Here is a 14356-nt window from a genome sequence, read left to right as displayed (position 1 = left end):
CGCAGTTCCGGCTACTCCACCGACTGCTCGGTCGCGGCTGAGAGCAGCTGCCCCGCCTCCGCGCGCCGCGCCGCCACCGTCCCGTCCTCCTCGGCCGCGTCGGTGTAGGCCGCCAGCACGGCACGCGCGCGTGCCGCCGCGTCCGCCGGGCGTCCCAGGTCCGTCTCCAGCCAGCCGGCGGCGAGCTCGGCACCGGTGCGGTGGTCCAGCACGTCGTCCCCGAGCGCGGCGAACACCACGACCGCCTGCGCCGTCTGGGACAGGGCCTCCTCCAGCGCGTCCCGGATCGAGTCGTCCTCGGCGTCCTCGGACGCGGACCGGGCCAAGAGGTCGCCGAACTGGCGGTGGGTGTGGGCGAGTTCTTCGGTGAGCCGGTAGCGCGCCTCGGCGTCCTCCGCCGCGTCCAGCGCGTCCGCGCACTCCGCGACGGCACCCCCCATCAGGTCCCGGGCCCCGTCCGTCCCGTCCTCCGTGCGCAGCGCCAGCCAGGCGCGGGCGCGCAGGGAGCGGACGAGTCCGTGGACGTTGCCGAGGGCTCGCCACAGGTCGCCCGCACGCGCGTAGGCCCGGTCCGCCTCCGCGGGGAGCCCCGCGGCGCCGAGGGACTCGGCGGCGAGGTGAGCGAGCGTGGCGTGGTCCTGCTGCTCGGGCCAGTGGCGGGCGATCTCGGCCGCCTGCAGCCGGCGCTCGGCGGCCGCGCGGTGCTCCCCGAGCTCGCTCAGACAGTCGCCGAGCCACCACTGCGTCTGGACGACGGCCCCGTCGCCGTGCGTCTCGGCGCTCAGGTCGGGCAGCGCCGACTCCAGGACCTCCGCGGCCTCGGCGAACCTCCCCCGCTGCAGCAGGAACCCGCCCAGCTGGTGCCGGGCCCAGGCGCCGAGCGTCGGGCCCGCGCCCGCCTCGTCGGCCCAGTGCGCCGCCTCCAGGGCGTACTCCGCGGCCTCGTCGGTCTGTCCCCGGCCCCCGACCACCTCGGCGAGCTGGAGGTGCAGCTGAGCACGCCCCATCGCCTCCAGATACGGCCCGCCGTGCTCCAGGGCGGCCCGCAGCGCCCGCTCCGCCCCGGCCATGTCCCCCAGATGGTGCGAGAGACCGGCCAGCCGGGCCTCGTACTCCACCGCGAACCAAGGCAGCCCCGCCTCGACGAACCCCGAGGCGGCCCGCGCGAACAGCTCCGCACCCGCCTGCGCGTCCCCCGTGAGCGCCGCCAGCTCGGCGAGCATCGCCAGTCCCTCGGCGGCCCGTGCGGCCAGCCGTACGTCGTCCCCGGTGTGCCCCTCGACGAGCGCCAGTACCTCGCGCACGCCCGCCTCGGCGTCGGCCAGGACCGTCTCCGGCACCGCGTCCTCGGCCTCGTGCACCTGCCGCATCAGGGTCCGCGCCCGCGCCATCAGCACGGACGCCGTCTGCCGTACGCCGGTGGCGTCGTCGGCGTAGAGCGCGAGGACCTCGTCGTAGGGCCCGGCGACCGCCGCGAGCGCCCCTTCCGTGTCGCCCGCCAGAGCACGGACGTACGCGCCACGCGCGCGTGCCGCAAGCGCCTCACCGGGGTCGCCCGCCTCCGCGTACAGCTGCGCGGCCCGCTCGAACAACTCGGCGCCCTCGGGGCCCAGGCCCATCGCCTCGTGGTCGGCGATCTCCGCACGGTCACGCGGGTCCAGCTCGACGTCCTCGGCGGCGTGCGCCACCGCCGCCCACGCCTCGACGGCGTTCGGCCGCAGCGTGTCCGACAGGCCCCGGGCCTCGGCGATCAGAGCCGGCAGATCCGGTTCCGCGGACGGCTCCGCGGGAGGCGGCGGTACGGGCGCCGTGACCGGCGGCCGTACCGCGCGCACACCCAGCGGCAGCCGCTCCACCAGCGGCCGCTGCGCCATACGCGCGCGTGCCCGCCCACTTACGTGCGACGTGCCGTTGCGCCCGTCGAAGCGCTCGGCCAGCGTCAGGGCCTCCGCGCGCGCGTGGGTGGCGAGTTCGCGCGCGGTCCAGGCGCGCCCCGACGGTCCGGGCACCCGCTGCTCGCCCAGCCCCAGTTCGGTCAGGCGGTCCATCAGCAGGGCCACCACGCTCATGAACTCCAGCTTGCTGCGCGGATGTCCGTCGTCGGTGAAGTACGCCGGCCGCTCCGCGAGCAGCTCCAGCGCGCGCGCCTCGTTGCCGGTCAGCGCGCAGAACTCGACGTGATCGGCGTACGCCCCGCGCATGCTCTCCATCGGCCGGACGAGCCGGAAGCCGCGCAGATGGTTGGCGCGCGCCTCGTCGACGCGGCCCAGCCGCAGCAGGGGCACGAGGGAGGACGCGAGCGCCGTGTGCGGCTCGTGGGCGCACGTGAACTCGCCGTCCAGGACGGGCCGCCACAGGTCGAGTGCCTCGGCGTCCCGGCCCTGCTCGGCCCGCCACCAGCCCTGCCCGTGCAGTTCGCAGGCATGGCAGTCGGCCATGCTGTCCCGGTCGGCGGCGAGCCAGGCGGTGAACGCCCGCTCCGCCCGCCGGACATCACCGATGTGCGCGGCGACGCTGAACTCCGCGCTGCGCACCGCACGTTCGGAGTGACCGGCGAGCCGGTAGCGGTGCTCCATCTCGCCGAGCCACTTCTCGATGGACGCCAGCGGAACGTGCGGCTGGTCGAGCATGCCGGACGACATCCACTTGAAGACCCAGTGCAGCGAGTGCGTCTCGTACTCGTCGAAGTCCTCGGGCCGCTCGTCCCACATGCGCAGCAGCCGCGCGAACGGGACGAACATCTTGTCCTTCTCGGAGCTGTAGTTGTAGACCTTCAGCTGGTGCCCGAGCGCCTCGATCACGGCGAGCGGGATGTTCAGCTTCTCGGCCTCGACGAGCAGTTGCTCCGCGCGCGCGTTGCGGGCCGGCCCCTCCGGCTGCTCGCCGTTCTCCGCCATCGCCCGGCGCAGGGAGTCGAAGTCCGTGATCTCGGTCATCAGTGACCGCCCCCCGTGGAGTCGGAGTCGCCGTGGGTGGCCCATTCCAGCAGGCCCAGGAACGCCCGGTTCAGCAGCGCCGAGTCCGCGGGCCGCAGCGGGCGCTGCGCCATCAGCAGCGCCTGCCCGTACAGGGACTCCGTGGCGGTGCCGATCAGTTCCGGGTCCTTGAGGGAGCTGATCCGCCGGATCAGCGGGTTGAGGTGGTTGAGCACCAGCCGCGCGCGCGGGGCGCCGCCCCGCAGCGAACCGAGGATGCCCGCCCACAGGTCGTCGGCCTGCGCCTCGGCCTCCGCCCGGGCCTGCTCGTGCCGGGCCGCCCGGTCGTCCAGGTGCAGCGCGGGCACGGAGAGCGGATGGAAGGCCCGCAGGACGACGTCACAGGCCAGCGGGTCGAGTTTGGCCCGCGCGGCCGCAAGGAAGCCGGCCAGCGCCAGTTCCTCGTCCGGGTGCACCGCGTCCAGGTGGGCGGTCACGGTGTCGGCGTCCAGCTCGGCGACGACCGTCCCCGGCCGCACCGACGGCAGCGCCTCGACGAGTTCGCTGTCGTACGTGTAACCGCCGTTGATGACGCCGACGCCCTGCGCGGACGCGATCGGCGCTACCTGGCGGTACTCCTCGACGGTCCGTGTGAAGTGCACCACGGGGTGCCGCTGCGCGAACTCCTCCAGGGACAGCCGCCCGTCCGTCGTCTCGAAGGGGAGCCACGGCAGCATCGTGCGCAGCATCTCCTTGTCGTGCCGCGCGAGGGACTTCACCCCCAGGTGGTGCACCGACAGGAAGGCCGCGAGCCGTTCCGGATCACCCGCCGCGAGCCCCGTCAGCCAGGACCGAATCCTTTCGCCCAGCGCCTCCCTTACGGCCGCAAGCGTCTCGTCCTCGTACAGCGACTCCCGCGAGGCCGTGGGCCGCAGACTGTCGGTGTCCAGGACGCAGCGCACGAAGAACGCCCAGTCGGGCAGAAGCTGTTCGGCCCGCTCCGTCAGCAGCATGCCCTTCAGATGCACCCGGTGCCCCGCCCGCTGAGCCGGGCTGACCGCCGAAGGAAGCACGTACGCCACGCCGCGGATCCCGGCGAGCGGTATGTCGAGTTCGACGGAGTCCAGGGGTGTGAAGCCGAAGAGGCCGTGGCAGTGGCGTGCGAGAGCCACCCTCCGGGTGGCGGGGGAGGGGTACGACCGGTCCCAGGGCGCGGGGAGGTCGGTGACCGCCTCCTCCCCGACCCGGACGTCGTACGGCAGCAGGGAGCCGAAGTCCCGCGCCAGCGCCAGCACCCGCTGCTCGGCCAGCCACTCCCCGGCGCCGGCCCGCGCCACCAGGTGCACGGTCGTGCCCGGTTCGGGGCGGGCGTCGCCCGGCAGCGTCCGCACGGTGTACGAACCGTCGTCCCGGGCCGTCCACTCCACGGGCGCCGCGTCCGGCGTACGGGCGCTGCGGCTGACGACACGGATCCGCTCGGCGACCACGAAACAGGCCAGCAGACCGATGCCGAACTGCCCGAGGAAATCGGACCGGGCCTCCTGCAGCCCGTCGGCGCGCTTTGAACTGCGCCCGATGGTCGCCAGCAGGCTGTGCACGTCGGCCTCGGTGAGACCGACACCGGAGTCCTCCACCCGCAGCCCGCCGCCCTCGGCGTACAACCGCACCCGCGCCGGGGCGTCGGGCTCCTCCGCCCGGCGGGCGGTGATGGCGTCCACGGCGTTCTGCAGCAGCTCGCGCAGGTAGACCTTGGGACTCGAGTAGAGGTGATGGGAGAGCAGGTCCACCAAACCGCGCAGGTCGACCTGGAACGTATGAGGTGACTGGGGTACCTGGGATGACTGTGAGGTCTGGGAGTCCATCGTCACGGCGCCGTGGGTGGGGAACGTTCGACGGCGCGGGGTCGGGCGGTCCCGGTGGGGCGGTGACCGCGGGGGATGGCCGGAGCGCGTCATCCTAGAGCCCGAACAGCCCGTCTGACCAGGAATTTCCCGAGACTTGTCCAGCGCGGGTGCCCGGACCTCTACGGGATTGTCAGTGCCGTGGTGTGCAATGGATCTCGTGCCCGCACTGGAAGAACCACTGAAGAAGGTGCTCGGCCCCGCCACCGCGAAGGTGATGGCCGAGCACCTCGGCCTGCACACCGTCGGCGATCTCCTCCACCACTACCCGCGCAGATACGAGGAGCGGGGCCAGCTCACGCACCTCGCCGACCTCCCCATGGACGAACACGTCACGGTGGTCGCCCAGGTCGCCGACGCCCGACTGCACACCTTCGCCTCGTCCAAGGCGCCCCGCGGCAAGGGCCAGCGCCTCGAAGTCACCATCACCGACGGCAGCGGCCGTCTCCAACTGGTCTTCTTCGGCCACGGCGTCCACAAGCCCCACAAGGAGCTGCTGCCGGGCACACGCGCGATGTTCGCGGGCAAGGTCTCCGTCTTCAACCGCCGCCTCCAACTGGCGCACCCGGCGTACGAGTTGCTGCGCGGCGACACCGAGGAAGCCGTCGAGACCTGGGCGGGCGCCCTGATCCCCATCTACCCGGCCACCGCCAAACTGGAGTCCTGGAAGATCGGCAAGGCCGTCCAGACGGTCCTGCCCAGCGCCCAGGAGGCCGTCGACCCGCTGCCCGGCTCCCTCCGCGAGGGCCGCGGCCTGGTCTCCCTCCCCGAGGCCCTCCTCAAGATCCACCGCCCGCACACCAAGGCGGACATCTCCGACGCCCGCGACCGCCTCAAGTGGGACGAGGCCTTCGTCCTCCAGATCGCCCTCGCCCGCCGCCGCCACGCCGACGCCCAACTCCCGGCGGTCGCCCGCAAACCCAAGCCGCACGGCCTCCTGACGGCCTTCGACGACCGCCTCCCCTTCACCCTCACCGAGGGCCAGCAAAAGGTCTCCAAGGAGATCTTCGACGACCTTGCGACGGAGCATCCGATGCACCGGTTGCTGCAGGGGGAGGTGGGTTCGGGGAAGGCTCAGCCGTTGGACTCGCTCGTTCTGACGCCGTCGGGTTTTCGCCCCATGGGGGATATGCGGGTGGGAGACGAGATTGTCGTTCCCGCCGGAGAGATCGCTCTGGTGGACGGAGTCTTTCCGCAAGGTGAGCGCGATGTGTGGCGCATCGTGCTCTCCGACGGAAGCTCCGTGGAATGCGACGACGAACACCTTTGGATCGTAGGCACGAGTGGTGGCCGGCATCGCGGTCAGCAGCCCAAGGTGCTGACCACACGGGAAATCCGGCACGACCTGTTCAAAGCCAGTGGATCGTCGAAGTGGTACCTCCCGGCTGCGACTCCTGTCGACCTCGGAGACGATTCAGGGCTTCCGCTCGACCCCTACCTGTTCGGCCTGCTGCTCGGAGACGGCTCGTTCCGGCACAACCTGCGGCTGTCCACCATCGATGCCGAGATCCGCGACGCGGTGGAGGCTTTCGTGGCCCCCGACTGTCGCGTTGTCCCGGTGACGGGCTCTCGGTGCGACTTCACGATCCAGCTGACTCATCGTTCGGGCGGCATGCGCAATCCGATCATCCAGACCCTGCGGGATCTGGGCCTGTGGGGCTTGACCTCACACGACACATTCATCCCTGTCGAGTTCAAGAACACGTCGATCAAGAACCGTCTGGCTCTCCTTCAAGGACTCCTGGACATCGATGGCACCGTTCACCGGGACGGAATGGCCATTTCTCTGTGCTCGGCCTCGCGCAGGCTTGCGGACGACGTCGCATGGCTCGTGCGGTCGCTGGGTGGCCGGGCGCGTGTGCTGCCCAAGAGGAAGAGGTCCGCCTTCAACGTCTCGGTGGCACTGCCCGACGAGTACGCACCCTTCCGGCTCGCCCGCAAGGCGCAACGGGTACGTCCGCGGCCGAAGTACGACGCTTTCCGGCGCGGAATCCGGGCTGTGGAGTATGTGGGGCGGAAGCCGGCCCAATGCATCAGCGTCGCGCACCCCAGCCATGCCTACGTCACCGACAACTTCACGGTGACCCACAACACGATGGTGGCCCTGCGCGCCATGCTCGCCGTGGTCGACGCCGGTGGGCAGGCCGCCATGCTCGCGCCCACCGAGGTGCTCGCCCAGCAGCACCACCGGTCGATCGTCGAGATGATGGGCGAGCTGGCCGAGGGCGGGATGCTGGGCGGGGCCGAGCAGGCCACCAAGGTGGTGCTGCTCACCGGGTCCATGGGCGCCGCGGCCCGGCGGCAGGCGCTGCTCGATCTGGTCACCGGCGAGGCCGGGATCGTGATCGGTACGCACGCGTTGATCGAGGACAAGGTGCAGTTCCACGACCTGGGTCTGGTCGTCGTGGACGAGCAGCACCGGTTCGGCGTCGAGCAGCGCGACGCCCTGCGGGGCAAGGGCAAGCAGCCGCCGCATCTGCTCGTCATGACCGCCACGCCCATTCCGCGGACCGTGGCCATGACCGTCTTCGGTGACCTGGAGACCTCCGTCCTCGACCAGCTCCCCGCCGGCCGCTCACCGATCGCCAGCCATGTCGTCCCGGCCGCCGACAAGCCCCACTTCCTGACCCGGGCCTGGGAGCGGGTGCGCGAGGAGGTCGCGAAGGGGCATCAGGCGTACGTCGTCTGCCCGCGCATCGGCGACGAGGACGTGGATCCCAAGAAGAGGTCCCCCGAGGACGAGGCGGAGAAGCGCCCGCCCCTCGCCGTACTCGACGTGGCCGACCAGCTTGCGAAGGGGCCGCTGAACGGCATCGGGGTGGAGGTCCTGCACGGTCGGATGCCGCCGGACGACAAGGACGCGGTCATGCGCCGCTTCGCCGCCGGCGAGACCGACGTGCTGGTCGCCACGACCGTCATCGAGGTCGGCGTCAACGTCCCGAACGCCACCGTGATGGCGATCATGGACGCGGACCGCTTCGGCGTCTCCCAGCTCCACCAGCTGCGCGGGCGGGTGGGGCGTGGCTCGGCCGCCGGGCTGTGCCTGCTGGTCACCGAGATGCCCGAGGCGAGCGCGGCCCGCCGGCGCCTCAACGCCGTAGCCTCCACCCTCGACGGCTTCGAGCTCTCCCGCATCGACCTCGAACAGCGCCGCGAGGGCGACGTCCTCGGCCAGGCCCAGTCCGGCGCCCGCTCCAGCCTGCGGGTCCTCGCCGTCATCGACGACGAGGAGATCATCGCGGAGGCCCGGGAGGAGGCGGCGGCGGTGGTCGCGGCAGATCCGGAGCTGGACCGGCTTCCCGGCCTGCGGACGGCGCTGGACGCCTTGCTGGATGAGGAGAGGGAGCAGTACTTGGAGAAGGGGTGACCGGTACGGACGGCGCCTCGGCTGACAGACTGGAACCAGTAAAGGGCCCCCGCAGCTGACAAGGACCGAGGACATGACCCGCGTGATCGCCGGCACGGCCGGCGGACGCCGCCTGGCCGTTCCGCCGGGAAACGGAACTCGCCCCACCTCCGACCGCGCACGCGAGGGCCTGTTCTCCACCTGGCAGTCCCTCCTCGGCGGCCCCCTGGACGGCGAGCGGGTCCTGGACCTGTACGCCGGCTCCGGCGCCGTCGGTCTGGAGGCCCTGTCCCGCGGCGCCGGCCACGTCCTCCTCGTCGAGGCCGACGCGCGAGCGACCCGCACCCTCCGGGAGAACGTGAAGAGCCTCCGCCTCCCCGGCGCCGAGGTCAGGGCGGGCAAGGCCCACCAGATCATCCAGACGCCACCGGCCGAACCGTACGACCTCGTCTTCCTCGACCCCCCGTACGCCGTCCCGGACGACGATCTTCGGGAGATTCTGCTCACACTCCGCACTGAGGGCTGGCTCGCGGGCGAAGCCCTCGTCACCGTGGAGCGCAGCACCAGAGGCGGCGAGTTCAGATGGCCGCCCGGCTTCGACGCGATCCGGGCCCGGCGCTACGGCGAGGGGACGTTTTGGTACGGTCGCGCCGCCTCTACGTGCGAAGACGCACGATGACCGGACCGGAGAGCGAGGGATCTCAAGTGCGCCGCGCCGTCTGTCCCGGGTCGTTCGACCCGATCACCAACGGACACCTCGACATCATTTCCCGCGCCTCCCGTCTGTACGACGAGGTCTATGTCGCGGTCATGATCAACAAGGCCAAGAAGGGCCTGTTCGAGATCGACGAGCGGATCGACCTGATCCGCCAGGTCACCGCCGAGTACGGCAACGTGATCGTGGAGTCCTTCCACGGCCTCCTCGTCGACTACTGCAAGGAACGCGACATCCCGGCCATCGTGAAGGGCCTGCGCGCGGTCAGCGACTTCGACTACGAGCTGCAGATGGCCCAGATGAACAACGGCCTCTCGGGTGTCGAGACGCTCTTCGTCCCGACCAACCCCACCTACAGCTTCCTCTCCTCCTCCCTGGTCAAGGAGGTCGCGACCTGGGGCGGAGACGTCTCCCACCTGGTGCCGCCGGTGGTCTTCGAGGCGCTCACCCAGCGCCTGAAGAAGGACTGAGCGCCTGACGGTGCGTCACCCGGTGTCCGGCGATCACCACATGGCCGTACAGTCGTCCCGTCCGTCTCCATCACAGCTGTAGAGAGTGGCGAGCACACGGTGGACGTGCAGAAGAAGCTCGACGAGATCGTCTCGGCGGTCTCCAGTGCCCGGGCCATGCCCATGTCGGCCTCGTGCGTGATCAACCGCGCGGAACTGCTCTCGATGCTGGAAGAGGTGCGCGCGGCGCTGCCCGGCTCCCTCGCCCAGGCGCAGGAGCTGATCGGCGGCCGCGAGCAGATGGTCGAGCAGGCCCGCCAGGAGGCCGAGCGGATCATCGAGACAGCGCATGCCGAGCGCGGCTCCCTGGTCTCCGACACCGAGGTCGCCCGCCGCTCCCGGGCCGAGGCCGACCGGATCCTCGCCGAGGCCCGCAAGGAGGCCGAGGACGTCCGCGCGGAGGCCGACGACTACGTCGACTCCAAGCTCGCCAACTTCGAGGTCGTCCTCACCAAGACCCTCGGCTCGGTCGGCCGTGGCCGCGAGAAGCTCCTCGGCACCGGACCCGGCCTCGACGAGCAGGGCTACGAGGACGAGGACGCCCCCGAGCGCAGCCACGACCCGGAGACCCTGCGCCGCACCGCCGACGAGTACGTCGACGTCAAGCTCGGCGCCTTCGAGGCGGTCCTCGCCAAGACCCTCGAGGCGGTCGGCCGCGGTCGCCAGAAGCTGCACGGCCGGATCGCCACCGACGACCTCGGCGCCCTCGCCGACGACACCTCCACCGTCCAGCACTCCAGCGACGCCGACTACCTGGCCGACCTCGCCGCCCTGGCGGAGCAGGACGCCCCGGCCGCGCAGCCGGCGCAGCAGCAGTACGACCAGCAGCCGGTGTACGGCTACCAGCAGCAGCCGGACCCGTACGGCGGCTACCAGCAGCAGCCCGCCTACGGCGGGCAGGACGCGTACGGCTATCAGCAGCAGGCGGACCCGTACGGCGGCTACCAGGGCTACGACGCCCAGCAGACCGCTTACGACCCGAACCAGGCGCATCAGACGCACCAGGGACAGCAAGCGCACCAGGGGCAGCCGGGATACGCCCTCGACGAGACCAGCCTCTTCGACACCAGCATGATCAGCGCCGAGCAGTTGCGGGCCTACGAGCAGGGACGCGGCAACGGCTGAACCCCGGGCACCGTCCTGGAGAGCACCGGATTGGGCCGAGAGCGAAAGGTCCAGTATCCTGGCTCTTCGGTCGCGTGTACGTCCGCGATCAGCGCTGCCCGGGAACACCAAAGGGCGGCGTCCCCTGAGCTCAGAAGATCGAAAGCAGGAATGGCCCTGAACGCCCGCCTCGACCACCGCAACCCTCTCGTGTTCGACACGCACGAGCTGGGGCGGCGGCCTGGTGCGCTGCAGCGCCTGACCCGCACGGTCGACGCTCCCAAGGACTTCGGTATCCAGGGAGTCATCGGAGTGCCGGAAGGCGCCCCGGTGGAGCTCGAGCTCCGGCTCGAGTCGGTCATGGAAGGTGTGCTCGTCACAGGCACCGCCCGTGCACAGGCCGAGGGGGAGTGCGTAAGGTGTCTGGAGCCGCTCGAGCTCGGTCTCGAAGCGGACTTCCAGGAGATGTTCTCGTACCCTGACGCCGATGACCGTGGCCGCGTGAAGGCGGAACCGGCCGACGACGCCGAGGAAGACGAGGACAGGCTCTTTCTCGAGGACGGCCTGTTCGACCTCGAACCCGTGCTGCGCGATGCGGTGGTGCTCGCACTGCCGATGCAGCCGGTGTGCCAGGACGACTGCCCCGGCCTGTGCTCCGAGTGCGGAGCCCGGCTGGCGGACGACCCGGACCACCACCACGACGCCGTCGACATCCGTTGGGCGGCACTGCAGGGACTCGCCGATTCACTCGAAGACGGCGATAAGGACGAGATGAGCGGCGCCGAAGCGGGCGTCGACGAGAAGCAGGAGAAGTAGCCGTGGCTGTTCCGAAGCGGAAGATGTCGCGCAGCAACACGCGCCACCGCCGGTCGCAGTGGAAGGCTGCGGTCCCCACTCTGGTTGCGTGCGAGCGCTGCCACGAGCCCAAGCAGCAGCACATCGCGTGCCCGTCGTGCGGCACCTACAACAAGCGCCAGGTCCTCGAGGTCTGAGCGGCTGGTGAGAGGCACTGTGTCCACGCCGAAGAAGAACTCAGCGGACAACACGGCCTCGTCCCACACGCTTCTGGAAGGGCGGCTCGGCTACCAGCTCGAGTCCGCCCTTCTGGTGCGTGCGCTGACCCACCGTTCCTATGCGTACGAGAACGGCGGTCTGCCGACGAACGAGCGGCTGGAGTTCCTCGGGGACTCCGTCCTCGGCCTCGTCGTCACGGACACGCTGTACCGCACCCACCCCGACCTGCCCGAAGGCCAGCTGGCCAAGCTGCGGGCCGCGGTGGTCAACTCGCGTGCGCTGGCGGAGGTCGGTCGCGGTCTCGACCTGGGCTCCTTCATCCGGCTCGGCCGTGGTGAAGAGGGCACGGGCGGCCGGGACAAGGCGTCCATCCTTGCCGACACCCTGGAAGCGGTGATCGGCGCGGTCTATCTCGACCAGGGCCTCGACGCGGCCTCCGAACTGGTGCACCGCCTGTTCGACCCGTTGATCGAGAAGTCCTCGAACCTCGGAGCCGGCCTGGACTGGAAGACCAGCCTCCAGGAGCTCACCGCGACCGAGGGGCTCGGTGTGCCCGAGTACCTGGTCACGGAGACCGGCCCCGACCACGAGAAGACCTTCACTGCTGCCGCCCGCGTCGGAGGCGTCTCGTACGGCACCGGCACCGGCCGCAGCAAGAAGGAGGCGGAGCAGCAGGCGGCGGAGTCCGCGTGGCGGTCCATCCGGGCCGCGGCGGACGAGCGCGCCAAGGCTGCCAAGGAGGCCAAGGAGGTCGTCGACGCGGCCGAGCAGGCCGCCAAGGGCGACCACCACGACCAGTCGTCCACATCCGCCTGACCGACAGCACGGCTGACCGCCCGCTCCTGTCCCGGGGCGGGCGCTCGGCTTCCCACACGGTTCGTCACGGGGGGTCCTCATGCCCGAGTTGCCCGAGGTCGAGGTCGTACGGCGCGGCCTGGCGCGGTGGGTCGCCCACCGGACCGTCGCCGACGCCGAGGTGCTGCACCCGCGGGCCGTACGGCGTCACATCGCCGGTGCGGACGATTTCGCATACCGCCTCAAGGGCCACCGCATCGGCACCCCCAGCCGCCGCGGCAAGTACCTCTGGCTGCCGTTGGAGGACACCGGCCAGTCGATCCTGGCCCACCTCGGCATGAGCGGACAGCTCCTGGTCCAGCCGCACGAGGCGCCGGACGAGAAGCACCTGCGCATCCGCGTCCGGTTCGCCGACAGCCTGAACACCGAACTGCGCTTCGTCGACCAACGCACGTTCGGCGGCCTGTCGTTGCACGACAACACCCCCGACGGCCTGCCCGACGTCATCGCGCACATCGCCCGCGACCCCCTCGACCCGCTGTTCGACGACGAGGCCTTCCATCTCGCCCTGCGCCGCAGGCGCACCACCATCAAACGGGCCCTGCTCGACCAGTCGTTGATCAGCGGCGTCGGCAACATCTACGCGGACGAGGCCCTCTGGCGTGCCCGCCTCCACTACGACCGCCCCACCGCGACCTTCACACGCCCGCGCACGGCCGAACTCCTGGGCCACATACGGGACGTGATGAACGCCGCGCTCGCCGTCGGCGGCACGAGCTTCGACAGCCTGTACGTCAATGTCAACGGCGAGTCGGGCTACTTCGACCGGAGCCTCGACGCGTACGGCCGCGAGGGACTGCCGTGCAAGAGGTGCGGCACACCGATGCGCCGGCGCCCGTGGATGAACCGTTCCAGCTACTTCTGCCCGCGCTGTCAGCGCACGCCGCGTGTCTCGTCGTAGCGCTCACGTGCCTCCAGCACGTCGCCCATGCTGCCCTCGAGGAAGTGGATGAGGGTCAGCAGCCGTTCCGCCACCTGGCGTCCCAGCGGCGTCAGCTCGTAGTCCACGCGGGGCGGATTGGTCGGCTGGGCCTCGCGGTGCACAAGACCGTCGCGCTCCAGCGCGTGCAGGGTCTGGGACAGCATCTTCTCGCTCACGCCGTCGACGCGTCGGCGCAGCTCGTTGAAGCGCAGGGAGCCCTCGTGGAGCGCGCCGAGCGTGAGTGCGCCCCAGCGTCCCGTGACGTGCTCCAGCGTGCCGCGCGAGGGGCAGGCCTTGGCGAACACGTTGAACGGGAGTTCCTGCTCCTCCGAGAGCTCCTGCGTGTTGTCCATGTCTCAAGCGTACTCGCAGGCAGCGCTAACCGGGAGGTTGCACTAACTAAGAGTTAGTGCTTTCCTTTCGTCATTGTCAGTGAACTGCTCATTCCAGGAGTACGCACCGTGACCACCCCTGTTGTCTCCATCGCCTACCACTCCGGCCACGGCCACACCGCCGTCCTCGCCGAGGCCGTCCGCGCCGGAGCCGCCGATGCCGGTGCCGAGGTGCACCTGATCAAGGTCGACGAGATCACCGAGGAGCAGTGGGCGGCCCTCGATGCGTCGGACGCGATCGTGTTCGGCTCTCCGACCTACATGGGCACCGCGACCGGCGCCTTCCATGTCTTCGCCGAGGCGTCCTCGAAGCGCTGGTTCGGGCAGGCATGGAAGGACAAGCTGGCCGCCGGCTTCACCAACTCGGGCTCCAAGAGCGGCGACAAGCTGCACACCCTGCAGTTCTTTCAGATCCTCGCCGCGCAGCACGGCATGAACTGGGTCAACCTCGGCCTGCATCCGGGCTGGAACAACAGCGAGGGTTCCGAGCACGACCTCAACCGCCTCGGCGTCTTCGCGGGCGCGGCCGCCCAGACCAACGTCGACGAGGGTCCCGAGGCCGTCCACAAGGCCGACGTGGCGACGGCGGAGCACCTGGGGCGCCGCGTGGCGGAGACGGCGCGGGTGTTCGTGCAGGGACGCGCGGCGGCTGCGTAAGTGCGTGCGTAAACGCTCGCGCAAGC

General features: G+C 70.8%; 12 protein-coding genes. 9 read left to right on the top strand and 3 right to left on the bottom strand.

The genetic code is table 11. From position 1 onward, the window contains the following. Window positions 1-11 precede the first annotated feature (11 nt). Window positions 12-2936: a tetratricopeptide repeat protein gene (locus ABZO29_RS14455; protein ID WP_367320593.1), complete on the bottom strand. Its 2925-nt coding sequence runs from the start codon at window positions 2934-2936 to the stop codon at window positions 12-14. Continuing rightward, entirely contained in the window at window positions 2936-4777 is a 1842-nt protein-coding gene (locus ABZO29_RS14450) for an HSP90 family protein (RefSeq protein ID WP_367326139.1), read from the bottom strand. The genes ABZO29_RS14455 and ABZO29_RS14450 overlap by 1 nt, the downstream gene beginning before the upstream one ends. Window positions 4778-4967: 190 nt before the next feature. On the opposite strand from ABZO29_RS14450, the gene ABZO29_RS14445 reads away from it, so the two are divergent. The 8 genes from ABZO29_RS14445 to mutM all read left to right on the top strand — a co-directional run bounded on the left by ABZO29_RS14445 (window position 4968) and on the right by mutM (window position 13260). Further along, window positions 4968-8183 (top strand): helicase-related protein, encoded by a 3216-nt coding sequence (locus ABZO29_RS14445; RefSeq protein ID WP_367320592.1) that lies wholly within the window; start codon window positions 4968-4970, stop codon window positions 8181-8183. 73 nt (window positions 8184-8256) lie between these two features. Continuing rightward, window positions 8257-8841: a 16S rRNA (guanine(966)-N(2))-methyltransferase RsmD gene (gene rsmD / locus ABZO29_RS14440; protein ID WP_367320591.1), complete on the top strand. Its 585-nt coding sequence runs from the start codon at window positions 8257-8259 to the stop codon at window positions 8839-8841. Window positions 8842-8867: 26 nt separating this feature from the next. Then, a complete protein-coding gene (coaD, locus tag ABZO29_RS14435) occupies window positions 8868-9347 on the top strand; it encodes a pantetheine-phosphate adenylyltransferase (protein WP_367326138.1) in 480 nt (159 codons plus the stop codon). Window positions 9348-9446: 99 nt separating this feature from the next. After that, window positions 9447-10511: a cell division initiation protein gene (locus tag ABZO29_RS14430; RefSeq protein ID WP_367320590.1), complete on the top strand. Its 1065-nt coding sequence runs from the start codon at window positions 9447-9449 to the stop codon at window positions 10509-10511. Window positions 10512-10661: 150 nt separating this feature from the next. After that, on the top strand, window positions 10662-11306 hold the full coding sequence (locus ABZO29_RS14425; RefSeq protein ID WP_367320589.1) for a DUF177 domain-containing protein: 645 nt from the start codon (window positions 10662-10664) through the stop codon (window positions 11304-11306). 2 nt (window positions 11307-11308) lie between these two features. Then, window positions 11309-11482 carry a 50S ribosomal protein L32 gene (gene rpmF / locus ABZO29_RS14420; RefSeq protein WP_003951102.1) on the top strand — a complete coding sequence of 58 codons (174 nt, stop codon included), beginning with the start codon at window positions 11309-11311 and terminating at the stop codon, window positions 11480-11482. 19 nt (window positions 11483-11501) lie between these two features. Then, entirely contained in the window at window positions 11502-12320 is an 819-nt protein-coding gene (rnc, locus tag ABZO29_RS14415; RefSeq protein WP_367326137.1) for a ribonuclease III, read from the top strand. A 79-nt stretch (window positions 12321-12399) separates the two neighbouring features. Further along, the gene (gene mutM, locus ABZO29_RS14410) at window positions 12400-13260 is read left to right on the top strand and encodes a bifunctional DNA-formamidopyrimidine glycosylase/DNA-(apurinic or apyrimidinic site) lyase (RefSeq protein WP_367320588.1); all 861 of its coding nucleotides are present in this window, start codon (window positions 12400-12402) and stop codon (window positions 13258-13260) included. Here the strand turns inward: mutM and ABZO29_RS14405 are convergent. Continuing rightward, window positions 13233-13634 (bottom strand): winged helix-turn-helix transcriptional regulator, encoded by a 402-nt coding sequence (locus tag ABZO29_RS14405; protein ID WP_367320587.1) that lies wholly within the window; start codon window positions 13632-13634, stop codon window positions 13233-13235. The genes mutM and ABZO29_RS14405 overlap by 28 nt on opposite strands. A 108-nt stretch (window positions 13635-13742) precedes the next feature. On the opposite strand from ABZO29_RS14405, the gene ABZO29_RS14400 reads away from it, so the two are divergent. Further along, on the top strand, window positions 13743-14330 hold the full coding sequence (locus ABZO29_RS14400) for a flavodoxin family protein (RefSeq protein WP_367320586.1): 588 nt from the start codon (window positions 13743-13745) through the stop codon (window positions 14328-14330). Window positions 14331-14356: the final 26 nt, after the last annotated feature.

The sequence above is a fragment of the Streptomyces sp. HUAS ZL42 genome (genome assembly GCF_040782645.1).
Lineage (GTDB): Bacteria > Actinomycetota > Actinomycetes > Streptomycetales > Streptomycetaceae > Streptomyces.
The sequence above is the reverse complement of the archived record's forward strand: the minus strand, read 5'-3'. Positions and strand labels throughout refer to the sequence as shown.

What these genes read in the sequence shown, in the direction of transcription:
- ABZO29_RS14425 (WP_367320589.1), top strand. Translation starts at nt 10,662, where the DNA reads ATGGCCCTGAACGCCCGCCTCGACCACCGCAACCCTCTCGTGTTCGAC.
- ABZO29_RS14450 (WP_367326139.1), bottom strand. Translation starts at nt 4,777, where the DNA reads ATGGACTCCCAGACCTCACAGTCATCCCAGGTACCCCAGTCACCTCAT.
- mutM (WP_367320588.1), top strand. Translation starts at nt 12,400, where the DNA reads ATGCCCGAGTTGCCCGAGGTCGAGGTCGTACGGCGCGGCCTGGCGCGG.
- rsmD (WP_367320591.1), top strand. Translation starts at nt 8,257, where the DNA reads ATGACCCGCGTGATCGCCGGCACGGCCGGCGGACGCCGCCTGGCCGTT.
- ABZO29_RS14445 (WP_367320592.1), top strand. Translation starts at nt 4,968, where the DNA reads ATGGATCTCGTGCCCGCACTGGAAGAACCACTGAAGAAGGTGCTCGGC.
- ABZO29_RS14405 (WP_367320587.1), bottom strand. Translation starts at nt 13,634, where the DNA reads ATGGACAACACGCAGGAGCTCTCGGAGGAGCAGGAACTCCCGTTCAAC.
- ABZO29_RS14455 (WP_367320593.1), bottom strand. Translation starts at nt 2,936, where the DNA reads ATGACCGAGATCACGGACTTCGACTCCCTGCGCCGGGCGATGGCGGAG.